Raw genomic sequence first — 17,109 nt, forward strand, 5'->3', positions numbered from 1 at the left:
AATCATCACGATGAAAAATCTCAAAACAGAGAATGAGGTTATTCTTGTTTAAAAACTATAACGCACTCCTAAAACACCCTGAAGTGATTGCTTTGTCTTCTTCCCTCTGAGATAATGAGCTTCAACATAAAAATTCAAATTCTCACTAAAAAAACTATTCAAACCAACACCAAGTTTACCAGTACTACCGGATAAATCAGTGTTAAATTTATGCTGTTTATTAATTATTGTATGATTGTTATCTATATATTCACGCAACCAAGCTGTTGTTAGATAAGTCATCATCTGAGCAGAAGTATCTAAATTCAATTCACGACCTATAGATATCCCAATTTCGCTACGCAATGAAGTATATGGACTAATATTACCTGTCATTTCATTGGAAAGCTTTACTTCTTTACCCTCAACTTTTAACCAAATTAATTGGGCATAAGGTTGAACCCAAGTATCTTGTGCTAACTTAACATGACGACCTACTTCAAATGAAGTACCTATCGCCTTCTGATTATAATCTCCTTTGATATTTAAACCATTCGTCGAAATAGCCTTCAAATTATTTTGATAATAATTATATTTTAAAATGCTATCTAAATACCAACCGCGATCACTAGAATAAGTCGCATAAAGCCCAACGCCATAAGCATTTACACGACTAATACCATCTCGTGCATGAGCAATATCTGATTGGTCATAACTACCAAAACCACCAATACAAATTTGTCCGTTCATTAAATCGTTTAACCCATCAATTCCTAGGATTATACCAGTTTGCTCCAACTTAAAATTCGTATGATCTGTAGAAAGATCTTCTTTACTCTTGATCCCAAATGTCCATAAAGAAGTATTCTTTTTATTTCTTCTTAAAAAGCCTCTTCCAGCACGCAAACTTTGTAACTCATTTTTAAAAACAAGCTCAGGAGCTACCGATAAGGATAGCAACGCGTCTGTCGATGGAGTAGTAGATAAAACAGACGTAGATATCAAATCTAATATTGGAAACTGTTCCTCATCATCTTGCTTCATCACTTGTGGAGAATGCTCTTGTTCTTCTAAACTGGCATTTTCTTCTAAATACAAATGATCCGAGTAAGCCGGAATCTCTTCATTAACATCCATCTGTTGTGTCAATATATATGGAACCACTTCAAAATCAGGCTTTTGCAACTGCTGTGAATCCAAGATTGAAGAATCACTCAATCCTAAATCATTAGGCATAACACTATCATGAGACTCTAAAACACGTTTGCGACTTTTTGCCCCATCTTTAGGGTCTAGATATGCTGAAATCTCTCTATTAACATCGACCTGTTGTGCTAAAACCACTTCAAAATCAGGCGTTTGCAATTGCGTTGGGTCCAAGATTGGAGAACCAGTCAGTATTGGATAACTCTGCACACCACTATCATGAGAATCAGAAACCGGCGCCCCATCCAAACTACGCGATCTTACATGCCGAGGAGAGCGAGACAAAATCTCTAGAGAACCCTGCTCAGACTGTCTTACATGCCGAGGAGAGCGAGACAAAATCTCTAGAGAACCCTGCTCAAACTGTCTTACATGCCGAGGAGGGCGAGACAAAATCTCTGAATGTTGACGAGAATTTTTGTTGTTTTTTAGTTTACTTTTATCCGATTTACCATTAGAAGTAGACGGGAAATCTGGAACTGGTTTTTGAATTAACCGTTTAGGAGGGGGACTTATATAACGAGATTGACCGGTATCTGCAGATAAAGACCACACCTTCCAATTTCCACTTTTTCTTCTCTGTTGTAAAGTGTACATATAAGCTCCACCATCGATAGCCCTAATTGACTCACCCGCACTATTCGCCAAAGTGAAACTCGCTTCTCCATTTTTACTTGTATCAATAACTAAATTGATCTCAGCAACACGACCATGACTTTGCGAAAAAAAAGTTGTAATTTCACGACCAGAATCGGCAACACTTATTGTATGCGTTCCTGAGCCATTTTTAATGAATATACGATCGCTTCCCTCCCCTACATCACTAATATTAAAATTGAAATGTAAATGCCCTGACAGCTTCTCAATATGAACTTTAGAATGACGTCTATCATATTCAACGGAAGAAAAACTTATTGTTCCACCATCCCCACCTAAATCCTCAATCTTAATCTCAGAATTACGGTTACCATTCCGTGCACCAACAGAAAATAATTTTTCAGCACTCCGCCCTTTGAAAGTAATATCCTCTTTTGTAATATAACTTATATCATCACCAGCATAAAAATGAAGATATCCTTGACCATTGACCCTTGTGACTCCCGTTAAACTTCCACCAACATGTACCCATGATTGCGCTTGATCTTGAATTGTTAAACCTTTTACTGTCCCACCAGGATATACCACTTGAAGAGCTTTATCTTTCAAAGTAACTCCCGAAGCTTCACCTCCTGCTAAAACAAGTTGTTTACCATTCGAAGAAACTTCAGTATTTGATGCAAAACCACCTTTTCCTGTTTTTCCTTTATAAAGATATTGTATCCCCCTCCCATGACTTTTGTATTCCATGCTTCCCCACCATCATACACATTTTGTTGCCCACTATTTCCATTTTTCCCAACAATTATAGCATCATAAGCACTACTTCGCTTAACTTCTGTACCAAGATTTCTAGGCTTTTCTTCAAAAATAAACTGCGAACCACCATCAACTCGAGTTGATATTGCAGTAGCTCCCCGTGTAATCAGCTGTTTTCCACCTTTAGAAACAGTAGCACTCGTTGAAGCTCCATTATTTTCAACCATCTCAAGACCACCCTCTTCAATTTTAGTGTGCATACTGATACCTTGAGTAACAATTGAAGAGTTTTTCAATACCTTTCCTTTGACAAACATAGAGGAGAAATCTCTTATTGTTGTACTTAAATCCAAAGTTTCATCAGACATCTCCTGCATCTGCTCCCGTGCATTCACACTTTCTATGAAAAAAGTACTGATCATTAATACTGAAAAACTTAATTTATAATATCGCACGATCTACACTCCATCACCAAAAACTAGATTAATACCCCCCTGATTATCAAATAGCTCGTTCATATATATCATAATGTGTTTTATATTACAATATATGTATCATAATGTGTTTTATATTACAACATAATAATATCTAACAAAGAACTATGATAACAAATTATATTGGATTATCAGCACTATTGAAAAATTAAAGAGAAAAATATACGTTTGCTATTATTATACAAAATGGATTTAATTAATTGAAGATTGATATTGCAGATTAAATTGCAGAAACACTCAAGATCTATCTTCTCTCAAAAAGAGTTTTCTGATCATTAATATCTGGCTTATAAAAATATAATTACAAAATGATCAGAAAACAAACCGCATCTAGATTCTAGAAACTATAACGTAACCCTACAGCACCTTGAAGGGACTGTTCTACCTTCTCTCCTTTGAGATAATGAGTTTCAGCATAAAATGATAAGTTTTTACCAACAAAACTATTCAAACCAATTCCTAATTTACCTGCATTCCTAGACAAATCAGTGGTAAATTCATGTTGCTGATTAATTATCGTATGATTGCTATCTATATATTCACGCAACCAAGCCGCTGTTATATAAGTCATTAAGTGAGTATCACTATTTAAACTAAACTTATGACCTACAGATACTCCAACTTCACTGCGTAATGAAAGAGAGCTATCCATATCACCGATCATCTGATTAGAAAGTTTTACTTCCTGACCTGAAACACGTATTCCTGTTAATTGAGTATAAGGCTGTATCCAGGTATCTGGCGCTACATCAAAATAATAACCTACCTCAAATGAGCTACCTATAGCCCATTGATTATAATCGCCTTGAACACCCAAACCATTCGTTGAAATAGTCTTCAAATTATTGATATAATAATTATATTTCAAAACGCTATCTAAATACCATCCTTGATTATCAAAATAAGTCGCGTAAGCCCCAACACTGTAAGCATCCATACTACTGACACCGCCTCGCGCATGAGTAATACGCGCTTGATCATAACTTCCAAAACCACCAACATAAAAATCCCCATTCATTAGTTCTTTCAACCAATCAACACCTAATATTATACCCGTCTGATCAAGTCTAAAATGCGTATGATCTGTAGCCAAACGATCTCTACCCTTGATCCCATATGTCCACAACGCTGTATTCTTCTTGTTCCTTCCCAAAATACCTCTTCCAAAACGCAAACTTTGCAACTCATTATTAAAAACTAGTTCAGGAGCTACTGCCAAAGATAACAATGCATCCGTCGATGGTGTTGTAGGCGGTGTCGGTATTGGTTTTGGCACTCGATCTGGATCTGGAGGACTTGGCTTATCAAAATGATCTGCTGCTAAATACCAAATCTTTTCAGAATCATTTTTTCTTTGCTTCAAACTATACATATAAGTGCCACCATCAACAGCATTAATTTTTGCTCCGGAAAAATCTGCTAGAGTAAAATGAGCTCCTGCACTTTTATCGGTAACCAAATCACGTTGTTGTGAAAGAGGATTGGTAATTTCAGCACCTGAATCAACAACGCTTATCATGTGATTACCATCACCCTTGTCAATCAAAAGATAATCACCACGATCCTCTGCAATAGTAGTATTAAATCTAAAATGTAAACTTCCTAATTCACCAGAAAGGTTCTCAATATGAAGACGAGAATAACGTGCTTGAGGCTGATCAAAGACAAAACTAACAATCCCCTCCTTACCACTTAGTTTCTTAATCAAAGCGCTGTCTTTATCACGTGCACTAATAACAAATAATCCTGTATCTTTTCCATTTAAAATAAAGTTTTCTACTGTAGATTGATTTTTTTCATCACCAGCATAAAGAAAAAACTTTCCAGAATTATTAATTGTTGTATCTCCTTCTAATATTGCACCAGCATATGCCCATGAACTTGCATGATCATTAATAGTTAGACCGTATACATAACCGCCCTTATATATTTCTTGGACAGCATTATCATGTAAAGCAACAGTGATAGCTGTACCTTTTGCAAAAACGCGCTGCCTTCCATCTCTAAAAATTTCAGTATTTACTGCACTACCTCCCTCTCCATTATCTTTTGCATAAAGATTTTGTATTCCTCCTTCCATTACTTTTGCATTCCATACCACACCACCTTCATATATATGTTGCTCTCCACTTATAGCACCTTCACCATAAATGATAGTATCATAAGCAGAACTGTTTGTTATTTTGCCTCCAACACTGCCTTCCCCAAAAATAAACTGTTTACCACCATAAATTTTCGTTCCCTCTGTTTTTCCTCCATCCCTAACTTGCTGTTGTCCATCTTTGTAAATAGTAGCATTCCTTGAAAAACCTTGTTTATCTTTGAACGCCATAACAGTTTCAACACCGCCATTTTCAATTTTAGTACCTTTACTCAAACCGCCTGCATAAATATAAAGGTTTCCAGAATTTCTAACTATGTTATTGATAGACCAACCTGGATTATCTTGCTCGCCATCATTACCAACGTAGATTTTAACATCATTACCTATTATGAAATTTTTTAAAATTGCTCCATCTTCAATAACAGTAATTTCACCTTTTCTAACAAATTCAGTATTTTTTTCTTTCTCATTCTGATCATAAACAACATTACCACTATAACTGCCATCAAATCTCTGCATTGCATTCTTATCTGCATTCGCAGCTCCCACAAAAGAGCTACTAATCATAAGTATCCAATAACCTAACTTCCACTTATATTGCATAACTACACCCTTATTATTCCGTCTTGGACAAACTAATGGGAGTAAATAATTCTGCAAAATTACATTTCAACCAGAACCCATCAAAATTTACAAAAAGTATAAAGTGTACAGACCTTTAATAGCTTGTGTTTTAAAATACAAAACCATTCCATCTTTCCAAATTTTGGCTCCACCCTCTCAGCATTTTATAAAAAAGAATTTTTTAACAAGCATATATTTTTATTGCTTCATCTTTTCAGAAAACATTCTTCAGAATTAAACGATATACATTGTACATTTGATATTTTTTAAAATATTAAATTACTCATTTTTATTATTAGGTAAAAAATACACTACACATAAAAATCAGAAACTAGAACTTTTAATAGCAATTTCAATATGCTATTCTGAGCTCTGGTGTAACATAATTAGTACAGAAAACTTTAAAATAAGACTTTTACTAATATTATTAATAATATCCATCCGACACGAATAAATCAAAGATTCTGTATAAAGCTCTAATCTGATTTTTGAAATGATATGAAACAAAAATACAACAAATTAGCAAAATCACTATAAGTCAATACAGAATAGGCTATAACTAAACTACCTGCGCAAATAAACTATCAAAATCTAAACTATATCGCTTAATATATGCGTCTGCAAAATTTATGAAAACTGCTAAGCTTTAATATCATTGGTAATTTCATGCAAAAAATATAAGCGTATCCATTCACTTTTTCACTACACTCAATCGTAAAAAACTCTTCTGCTTTACCTAAAATAAAGCAAAAATTTTTGAAAAGTAGCCTCTTTATTTTCTTGAATGCCATCCATGCATAAAAATAAAGAAGCAATAATTTACAATTTAACTGGCTCTCTGGGTTATAGCCATACTTTCTGAGTGATTAATTTTGAGATTTTTAGCTTGCAGATACACTTTCTCACCCGCTTTAAAAAGTTTTGTAATTTTCTCTGCTTTATTCACTGACACGCCCAAATTTTGAGCGAGCTTTTCATAATTATTATCATGAAGTGCTTGATACTCGCTAAATGAAAGACGCTTCATGACGTCAGATACAAAATCACAAATCTCCTGCTGTAATGAACAAGAAGTGTCTAATACTTCTTGCCGCATATTTTCTGGCAAATTTAAAACATCTTGTATTTCCTTATGGGGCATTGCTACAGCTTTCCTTTTAAAACTATTGTGTGCTTCGTATTGTTGTAAAATTGCATCTCTAGCGTATATTACATTATCTATATATTGATTAATTGCAAGCCTAAGGTCACCACAACATTCTTCAGCTTTCTTGCGCTTTGAATTTTTCATACCAAATATCTCAACACCTGCAAGCACATGAATAGATTGAGGAGATTCCATAATTTTATCCACAAGCCTCTCCGTATTCCGCTTCGCAACCTGCGTATCAAAACATACAAATTCATTAATAAATTCCATATTTTTTTTCAATATTTCTGAATCATCATAAACAACTCTTGAATAATACTCAACATTTTCCAAGCTTCTTTGAACAAAAGAATCTTTTTTAACTCTTTTAATAATTTCTTCTTTCGCCAAAGAAACTAATACTCCTTCTGGAATGAGAATGTCTCCAAAATCCTCAGGTATTACAGCTGTAAAAGACATTTTATCACCTAATTTTAATGTTTTTAATTCTTCTGCCATTAAATAATCTTTATGACATACGACGTACGCATCTTCCGTTTCGACTAGGATGGCATTTGAACTCCAGTTTCTACAGATACCACCATAAACAATATCTTTACGAGGAGCTACAATAATCTGATTTTTTATATTTTTATCTTGACATTTATTATTTTTGATAAACTCTTTCAGCATACACACTTTGTTTGGATCAGAAACATCTTCAAAAAAGTGTTCTATAGGAGCTAGATCGCCTATGTTGCCTTTTAAAGTTTTTGCAGCATCGCTGACAAGTTTCATGCGTTCTTTTGTTATAACTGAAAAATCAAGTTTATAGTTGGCAACTTGAGCAAGCTGCTCAAAAAACACCATTTGCGTACATTCATTCCCACTGATAAAAGGGTATGTATCATTAAGCAAAGAAAAGATTCTTGCTACATTATGAGAGAATTCTTCGCACGATAAATCTTTCAGATTATTCTTCTCGAAAAGAATTTTGTCAATTTTTTTAAAACGTTCTTGAATTTCCTTACTGCTTACAGAGCTCAATTTTTCCATTGGTAACAGCTTGGTTTTTTTTATATCCTCTAAATATGAAATTTCGTCACGTGTCTGCCCAGCCCACTCAAACATATTCCCAAATAAGCGCTTATGAAGACATTTAAGATAAGAGGAATCAAATTGTTCTGGTACCTCTTCACAAGATAGATTAACAATTGCTTTTGCTATATCATGTGCACTTCTTTTATGAAGAGCAACTGCATCTGTTATTCCATATTTATTTACCAGCATTCCATTAGTAGTAATAACACCATGGGTTGAATATTTCTTTCGCACCTTTACTTCTTTCACAGAAGAATCCATCTGAGTGTTAAACTGCTTTAGTGAATAATCTCCGCTCGCATATTTCTTTAAAATGTCTAACGTTTTAGGGGCAAGAATATACCCTTCAAGCATACACGCACTGATGACTGAATTAACTGTTGCACGACGCTTTATCATTAGACTTCGAGGTATAGCATAATCCGAAGCATATTTCGAAACTGCTTGTTCCTGTATCTTTCTTTTAAACATTTAACAGATCCCTTTTAAGAAACTCTTTCTCTCTTCAAATTTGCCCTAAAACATAAAAACATACTTTTACACACCACTTCAGAAAATCATCATAAAAAGCTCCTTATAACTAGGCACAAATTCTCACCGCCTTGCAAATATTAAAGCTAGTTACTAGCGTTTCATACCAATTTACTAATTTACTAATTTAAACATTTTGATTTTTTGAAATAAAATGAAAGTATAACAAAATTTCAATAAAAAATACAATAAAAATCAAGAACATTATACATTCTTGACTTATAGGTAACACTTTATTATATGGATTTTATACTCAATTGAAAATATCAAAATGTAATTACAAATCTGATTAACAAAAGCAACGCGTATTTCATGCAAATATGTATTTTTTTATGCAAATATATAGTTTTTCATTTTTGTTTAATTTAGAATTCACAGCATAAAATCAACAAGGCTAATGATTCGATATTGATATGAATTTTTTATAATTATAAATTTGTAATTTAATTTCACACATAAAGGAACTTTCTATCCATGTCTACAAGCATAGAAAAATGCAGCACTAATCGAGAATCTTCACCCCGTCGAGTTTTATTCGCGAGTTTTATCGGCACAACAATAGAATATTTTGATTTTTATGTTTTTTCAACTGCCGCAGCCCTCATATTTCCTCGATTATTTTTCCCATCTCAAAATGAACAGCTCGCTATTTTGCAATCCTTCCTTGTTTTTGGTGTCGCCTTCCTATCGCGCCCTATAGGATCAGTTATTTTTGGACACTTTGGTGATAAAATTGGACGAAAAATAACACTCATTGCCTCTCTTCTTACAATGGGTATTTCAACAATTATTATTGGCATTTTACCTACTTATGAAACAGCTGGATGGTTTGCACCTTTCCTTTTAACAGTGTGTCGTTTTGGACAAGGAATCGGATTAGGAGGAGAATGGGGAGGAGCTGTGTTACTCGCAACAGAAAATGCTCCCCAGAAAAACGTAGTTGGTATGCAATGTTTCCGCAATTAGGCGCTCCAATCGGTTTATGTGTATCTATTATAGTTTATTTAGCATTATGGCATGTGCTTGATGAAGAGCAACTTTTTTCATGGGGATGGCGTATTCCTTTTGTTGGCTCAATTGTCTTCATTATTTTAGGATTATGGATTCGTATGTCGATCAATGAAACAATTGAATTCAAAAAAAATGTAGGCCACGAAAAAGTCTCTAAAATACCTATGCTAGATGTATTCTTCAAACACCCACGAATTTTGTTTCTTGGTACATTTTGTAGCATGACAGTTCTTGTCTTATTTTACTTGGTTACTACTTATTTGCTAAGTTATTCAACAAATCATCTGCAATTATCATTTAATGAAGCACTTCAAGTGGAAATGATCGGTGCTGTTTTTTTTGGTATTTTTACTATTCTTACAGGAAAAATTGCTAATCATATTAAACGCAGAAGTTTGATGATTTGGGTTACAATAGCTACTGGCATTTATTCCTTTGCAATTCCTTACTTCTTCGATAATGGAATTTTAGGTATTTGTGCAATGTCTGTTATTGGTTTATCTCTGATGGGAATGACATATAGTCAGATTGGAGCAGTTCTTTCATCAGCATATCCAACAGAAGTTCGATATAGTGGTGTTTCTATAACCTTTAATTTAGCTGGTATTTTAGGCGCAGCTATTGCACCTTATATTGCAGAATATCTAGTACAACATTTTAGTACTTCTTATATTAGTTATTATCTCTTCTTATCTTCTTTTATCTCACTCGTTTGCTTTATTGGCTTTACAGATGAAGAGATATCACACTAAAATACAATATAATGAAACTAATATTAGCGGCAGAGATGCCGCTAATTTCATTCGTAAAGGCATCGGTTTAGGTAAAGTCCACCATAATATTCCAGCAAATAATGCACAAAGGAAAAAGAATAAGATATCAATAATAATGGTATTAATATGAGAAACAGAAAATATCTGCGATAGAATATTTGTTGTTCCCAACCATGAAACACAAAAAAAAGCTAATATTACAGCCCACAGAATAAGTAAAACTCGATCAAATATCATTATCATTCCATTTGAATATTTTAATCTTAGGCTATATTTTTATCACCCCTAAAATAAAAATCATAAGAAAAACTCAACCTGATTATTTCCCAAACAAGAGCACTGATTTATGAGAGCTCAATACTAAAAAAATCAAAATAAAGTTATCCTATGCCTCAAACCTGCTGCTCCCAACGATGATCTTCAGTCTGCTGCCAATAAGTTAAATTATAATTTTTTGTTTTATAGTCTTTCCACTGTTCGCGAATAAGATTCAATTGTGCATCATTATGACCATCAAACATAATCACAATTCGTTGATAAATATCAATATCTGAACAAACAGCTCCTTCTATAAGAAAGCGCACTTGTGAATCATTGGGATTTTCTTGTCCTGTAGTAAGAAATACAGGCTGCAGATCTGGATAGTTATCATATTCCGTCCCATGCCCAATAAATGATTCATCAGAATAAACCCATAAACAAGTATCTATAAAATTGCATTGTTCTTTACTCATACATTGTATTGTTATTCTACCAAAACGTTTCAATGCACGCTCCACCAACACAGGCAAAGTATCTTTTAAAGTTGACTTCGTTAAATGATAGAAAAGAATATCAACCATTTTAATCCTCAACGCTTTTCATTATAACGCACTATTAGCTCTTCATTAAGTCTTCAATATTTTATATAATAAAGTAAGTTAGAGTTGAAAATCTTGTTTTATTTTAATGATTATATTCTGAAAAATAATATCATATATTGATATTTATAAAATTATATTATTCTCATATAAGCCAAAAAATAAGATGATTATATAATTGCAATCATAGCTTTTCTTTTTGCATTCTTTAATAAGATTGCTTCTTTCACATAAAGCTGCATATCATTTGATGTAGCTAATTCATATAACTTTTAAAGAGGAATTTTTACTTTCGCCTAATCCTATTTCTCTAAAATATCCACAAATGTAAAAAGCACTTAGAATAATACTCTGTTTATAGAGTAACAAGCCAACACTACCACTATATTTACTAATTCCTGATATTATAATTTCCTTGCATTTAAATATTTCATACAAAATGTCTTGATTCTTTTCTCAAACGATTTTATTCATATAGCAGTCTCGTTACGTAATGCATACATAAAATACCTTGTTAATTCAAAATAAGAAAGACTGAAAAATATTATTCTGTTGGAAACTTATTACTCAAAATAATAAATGAATCGCCCATATGAGGCTAACCATATTTAAGATAAGTAGATCATCTTCTATTGCTAATGGGAAACAAGAATACGCACATAGAAACAATCTTTAAATTTTGATTATATGCTTAAATTTAACGCATTATAGAATATCTATTTTGAAGTGAAAACTGAGGATAACATTTATTCTATGCGGATTCTTGAATTATATATATTAAAACGCATTTTTATTCTTTTTAGTGCTGTGATGCTTGGAGCAATTGGCATCAGTTGGACTGTACAAATTCTTGCACGAATCAATTTTCTTACAACAAGTGGACAAACATTTTTAACAATTTTATATTTTTCATCTCTGTTAATTCCTTCTGTCACTTCTCTTGTTATACCATTCGCATTAGTTATTGCAATTACAATCATCCTTTCAACAATGAATCAAGATACAGAATTAGCTGTTATCAGCGCCTCGGGCATATCCAAAAATATTGTTTGGAAGCCAATTCTTCTTTTAGCAATTTTGGCTTCATTTACTTCCTTTTCCATTACTAATTTTATTGCCCCTCACGCACGTCTTAATATGCGACAAATGTTAGCAAATGCTCATTCTGATCTTATTAGCCTTTTCATTCGTGAGGGTAGCTTCCAAGAATTAGCTAAAAATCTTTACATAGAAATTGGTGAACGAAATGCAAATGGAACCATTGGCCGTCTTTTCATTGCTGATCAACGCGATCACCAGCTTGGGCTTTTTTACTATGCAGCAAAAGGAGCTATTGTTAACAATAAAAAAGGCAATTTTTTAATCCTCAATGATGGCGAGATAGAAAGAATTGATTATAAAAATGATAATGTTTCAATTATCAAATTTAGCTCCTATACTTTTAGTCTAAGCGAATTTATTCCCAATAAGAAAACACCTAATATTTATCCTAAAGATCGTCCTCTTTCTTATTTATCCAACCCTAGTCCAAACGATCCTCATTATCAACGAAAACCGTTTCAATATAGAGCTGAATTCCACCGTCGTTTCACGGAATGTCTCTATCCTATTGTTTTTGCATTAATTGCAATAGTCATAGTAGGAAATGCACGCTCATATCGACAAGCACATATATTTGAAACTTTTTCTACGATTACTTTTTCCTTATTGATTTATTGGTTAGGATATTTTTTTGCACAGAAAGCAGAAAATAATCCCTCTTATATTCCACTACTTTATATCATTCCAATAGGAATATGCTCATTAACCTTTTTTATGCTGATAACAGATCATAAAATTGGTTTCCTTGAAAAATTTAATAATGTCATTCAAATAATTTTTCAAAAAATTACCAAGAATTAATTTACAAAGATGATTTTTTTATTCAAACTAAATCATAACTTACATCAATGATAATGTATCACTCTGGAAACGATTAATAATAGCTGAGTTTCCTATTATCCATTTTCCCATCCTCAAGCTCAGTGTGATGCGTACTTTATTATGACATAGAATTTTCTACAGATAATACTGATACAAAATACAGAAAACTGATTAAACCTAAATTATAATTATAAGAAGTTATCATTTCTAATAAATTACAAGATATTTTTTTATATAAAGCAGACATGCAAAATATTAAAGAATTATTAGTATCTAAAATTGTAGGTCATGTAAAATCATTTATGTACTATAAATTAAAGTGATGTTAGATTGGTGAAATTATAAATCACTGAATCCTTAATTAATGCTTTTTAACGTTGTGATAAAAGCATATCATGCAGTCTACAAACTCTTATGATAAAGCTAGTTTGCGTTTCATTGAATATCCGCATGCATCATGATATCTACACATCGAAACTCTTAATATCTCTCGGATAAGGTATCATGATTGGATTGACGCTCGGACGATATTTTTTCATGCTTTATCTCAAAACAACCTGTTGTTTCTTGCTAGGTGTTTTTATTCTCGTCCTCTTAATCGACTTTACAGAAAACTTTAGTAAACTAGCGTTGCTTCCTTATTATACAGCAAAAGGAGCATTCCTTATTTCATTGCTGCGAACTCCCTTGATTATACAACAACTCTTTCCTTTTATTGCATTATTTTCTGCAATAACAATGCTTATCTCCCTTAATAAAAGACTTGAACTTGTTATTGCTCGTTCAATCGGTATTTCCGCATGGCAATTTCTCACACCAGCTTGTTTCGGAGCTTTTCTCTTTGGATTATTCTCGATTCTTTTTATTAATCCACTTGCTGCATGGAGCTCTTCCCAATCAGAAAAAATTGTAGCAGCATGGCGTAGTAATAATAACCAGATATCTATCAGTAACACGCGTATTCCATGGTTAACACAACACACAAATTTAGGAAGAACAACCATTGGCGCTAAATCAATCATACATAAAGATCTTTCTCTTATTGATGCAACCTTTGTACAATATAATGAGAATGCAACAGTAAAGAACTGGATTAATACTAAAAAAGCAATGTTAACAGATGGTGCTTGGTTATTAATAAATGGAACAATCTATAAAATAGGACAACCTCCTAAAAAATTCTCTGAATTACGAATAAAAACTCACTTAAAACCTGAGTTTTTAACTGAATATTTAGCCGAGCCTGTAACTATTCCATTTTACGAATTACCAAAAAAAATTGCTGTTGCACGCTCATTTGGTTATTCTGCCAATAAATTTGATATGCATTTACAATCACTTATTGCGTTACCAATGTTACTTGTGGCAATGACTCTCATTGCAGCAACTGTATCACTAAAAATTCCACGCTTTGGACAATCCAAAACATTAATTCTTGGTGGCATAATTGCGGGATTTATACTTTATGTTATTTCTATGCTTGTCCGAAGTTTTGGTAACGCCGGTTACATTCCTCCAATCATTGCTGCTTGGGTACCAGTTATAGTGGCATTGTTTTTTGGAATATCCTTTTTACTTTATACAGAAGATGGTTAAATAAAAATGTTAGCAAAACTGAGAATATTGGTTATAAAAAGCCTCATCAGTTTTTCTGGAGGAACCCTTATATCTTATTCTGCAATAGCACAAAATTCTAATCCTTTTTTTCAAAATCATCTCCAAAATACAAAAAGTCCTTTCTTACTCTCTGCTGATAAACTTATTTACAATCGTGATTCAAATATCATTTCTGCACAAGGAAATGTCCAAATTGAATATAACAACAATAAAGCTGTCGCTCAGAGAGTCACTTATAATCAAAAAACAGGACGCGTCATAGCTCAAGGAAATGTTAAGATTACTCAAAAGGATGGAAATAAAATCTATTCTAATTATATTGATATGACAAAAGACTTTGGAGAAGGATTTGTAAATTCTTTACGCATCAAAACAACTAATAATACATACTTCACAGCTGAAAATGCTAACCGCAACAAGAAGCAAATAACAATTTTTAATAATGCGATCTATACAGCATGTGAACTTTGTCATAAAAAATCAGGTAGAGCTGTCTCGTGGCAAATTAAAGCGAAAAAAATTATATGGGACAATGTTAAAAAAACAATTCGATTTGAAAACGGCTATTTTGAAGCTTTTGGCATCCCAATTTTATATTTTCCAATTATCGAATTCCCTGACCCAACAGTAAGACGTATCAGCGGTTTCCTGGCTCCTCATTTTTTTTATGCTGATAACCTTGGTATTGGCATAAAAAACTCTTATTTCTGGAACTTATCACTTTATAATGATTTCACACTTTCTGCTACAGTTTATACAAAACAGGGGCTTTTAACGGAAGGTACATGGCATCAGCGTTTAAAAACAGGCTATTATAACATCCACTTTGCTCATATATACCAAATCAATCCTTACAACTTTAATAATGACAGGATTGATTCACAAAATACCAATCGTTATATGGTAGCAACAAGAGGTGATTTTCGTATTAATTCTCGATGGGTTTACGGGTGGGATATCTTTGCACAATCAGACAGAAATTTTAGCCGTACATACAAACTTGAAAATTATAGTGACCCTGTAAAAATTTCTCAGTTTTATTTAAATGGTCTTGCAGATAAAAATTATTTTGACATGCGTTTTTACCGTTTCAATATTCAAAATTCAATGCTTAAAAACACCCTTAACGATCGTCATTCTCAGCAAGCATGGGTTCTACCTACTATTGATTATTCTTTGACACCAAATCAATCAATTTGTACTGGAAATCTTACCTTCCGTAGTAATATACAATCAATTTATCGTCGTCATGCTGACTTTAATAATACAAATTTGCCAGATTATTCCGGTAATGCCCCTCAGCTTTCCGGTATAGCTGGAAACAGTTTTCGTTTAACAAATGAACTAGAATGGAAAAAACGTTTCAATACAAAAAATGGTTTAGTATTAACCCCCATCTTTGCTTTACGCATTGATACAAGTGCAATAAACACTCACAATAATTATATTACTGGCATAGAAAATATCTCTTCGAAAAATTTTAATATTGCTTCCTCAACAATTCGTAGTATGGCAACAGCAGGCTTGGAGTTACGGTATCCTCTTCTTATTACTGCCCCAATATCCACACATATACTAGAACCAATAGCACAAATTTTTATAAGCAATAACGAACAATATGTAAGACAATTACCAAACGAAGACGCGCAAAGCCTTGTATTTGATGCAACTACCTTATTTCAAAGAGATAAATTCTCTGGTTATGATCGTGTAGAAGGTGGAACAAGAGTAAATATAGGTCTTAGATATTCTGGAAGTTTTAATAATAATTGGTCTCTTTATGGGCTTTTTGGACAGTCATTTCATCTCGCAGGAAAAAATTCGTTCGCAGAGAAAGACCTTGTCAATTTAGGTGCATACTCTGGTCTTGAAACAGCTCGCTCAGACTATGTGACAATGTTTGAAGCAAATCATACTCGTGGTTTTTCTATAGCATCTCGTGGACGTTTTAATAAAAAAACAGGGAAAATCCGTCGTGGTGAATTAGAAGCATCACAAAAATGGTCGAATCTTTGGGCATCTATGCAATATGCTTACATTTCACATCAACAAAATGATGAATATACGCAAGATCAACAAGAGATTTCTTTTCAAGTAGGACTTAAATTTTCCAACTATTGGTCCATTAATAATAATGCTAGTTATGATTTAGTATCTAACGCTTTAGTAAAAAAAGGAATAAATCTAAGTTATATAGATGAATGTTTTGGAATAACGATTGGCTATCAACAAGTAAAAAATCCAACGAGAAATATGCCTTTAAAAAACTTTAATTTTTCTTTTTCATTACGTACAATCACAGATATTGGCAAAAAAATAAAATCAGATTTACAATAGAGGACATATAGATCTTAACTTATCATTGTTTTTATGCAGAAAAACATATATTTTGGGTAACAAG

General features: G+C 32.9%; 9 protein-coding genes and 1 pseudogene. 4 read left to right on the top strand and 6 right to left on the bottom strand.

What is annotated here, in order from left to right; all coding sequences use genetic code 11:
* Positions 1 to 48: 48 nt before the first annotated feature.
* From bafA (BAR153v2_RS03920) to BAR153v2_RS03935, 4 genes are all read right to left on the bottom strand, one after another.
* On the bottom strand, positions 49 to 2,532 hold the full coding sequence (bafA, locus tag BAR153v2_RS03920) for a BafA family autotransporter (RefSeq protein ID WP_244548628.1): 2,484 nt from the start codon (positions 2,530 to 2,532) through the stop codon (positions 49 to 51).
* Positions 2,418 to 2,996 carry a hypothetical protein gene (locus BAR153v2_RS03925; RefSeq protein WP_078680403.1) on the bottom strand — a complete coding sequence of 193 codons (579 nt, stop codon included), beginning with the start codon at positions 2,994 to 2,996 and terminating at the stop codon, positions 2,418 to 2,420. Before BAR153v2_RS03925 ends, bafA (BAR153v2_RS03920) begins: the two co-directional genes overlap by 115 nt.
* A 376-nt stretch (positions 2,997 to 3,372) precedes the next feature.
* On the bottom strand, positions 3,373 to 5,742 hold the full coding sequence (bafA, locus tag BAR153v2_RS03930) for a BafA family autotransporter (protein WP_078680404.1): 2,370 nt from the start codon (positions 5,740 to 5,742) through the stop codon (positions 3,373 to 3,375).
* A gap of 847 nt (positions 5,743 to 6,589) precedes the next feature.
* Positions 6,590 to 8,464, bottom strand: a complete 1,875-nt coding sequence (locus BAR153v2_RS03935; RefSeq protein ID WP_078680405.1) for a BID domain-containing T4SS effector — start codon at positions 8,462 to 8,464, stop codon at positions 6,590 to 6,592.
* 534 nt (positions 8,465 to 8,998) lie between these two features.
* Here BAR153v2_RS03935 and BAR153v2_RS03940 point away from each other — a divergent pair.
* Positions 8,999 to 10,287, top strand: a pseudogene (locus BAR153v2_RS03940) (MFS transporter).
* On the opposite strand, the gene BAR153v2_RS03945 reads toward BAR153v2_RS03940, so the two are convergent.
* Both BAR153v2_RS03945 and BAR153v2_RS03950 read right to left on the bottom strand, forming a co-directional pair.
* On the bottom strand, positions 10,279 to 10,545 hold the full coding sequence (locus BAR153v2_RS03945) for a hypothetical protein (protein ID WP_078680406.1): 267 nt from the start codon (positions 10,543 to 10,545) through the stop codon (positions 10,279 to 10,281). The pseudogene BAR153v2_RS03940 and the gene BAR153v2_RS03945 overlap by 9 nt on opposite strands.
* A 155-nt stretch (positions 10,546 to 10,700) precedes the next feature.
* The gene (locus tag BAR153v2_RS03950) at positions 10,701 to 11,150 is read right to left on the bottom strand and encodes a DNA polymerase III subunit chi (protein WP_078680407.1); all 450 of its coding nucleotides are present in this window, start codon (positions 11,148 to 11,150) and stop codon (positions 10,701 to 10,703) included.
* A 771-nt stretch (positions 11,151 to 11,921) separates the two neighbouring features.
* Here BAR153v2_RS03950 and lptF point away from each other — a divergent pair.
* The 3 genes from lptF (at position 11,922) to BAR153v2_RS03965 (ending at position 17,045) form a co-directional block, all read left to right on the top strand.
* Positions 11,922 to 13,070, top strand: coding sequence for an LPS export ABC transporter permease LptF (gene lptF, locus BAR153v2_RS03955; RefSeq protein ID WP_078680946.1), 1,149 nt, complete (start codon positions 11,922 to 11,924; stop codon positions 13,068 to 13,070).
* Between the two features lie 525 nt (positions 13,071 to 13,595).
* Positions 13,596 to 14,687, top strand: coding sequence for an LPS export ABC transporter permease LptG (lptG, locus tag BAR153v2_RS03960; RefSeq protein ID WP_078680408.1), 1,092 nt, complete (start codon positions 13,596 to 13,598; stop codon positions 14,685 to 14,687).
* Positions 14,688 to 14,693: 6 nt separating this feature from the next.
* Positions 14,694 to 17,045, top strand: coding sequence for an LPS-assembly protein LptD (locus BAR153v2_RS03965; RefSeq protein WP_078680409.1), 2,352 nt, complete (start codon positions 14,694 to 14,696; stop codon positions 17,043 to 17,045).
* Positions 17,046 to 17,109 lie beyond the last annotated feature (64 nt).

Origin of the sequence: Bartonella sp. AR 15-3 (genome assembly GCF_002022445.1) — a bacterium.
GTDB lineage: Bacteria > Pseudomonadota > Alphaproteobacteria > Rhizobiales > Rhizobiaceae > Bartonella.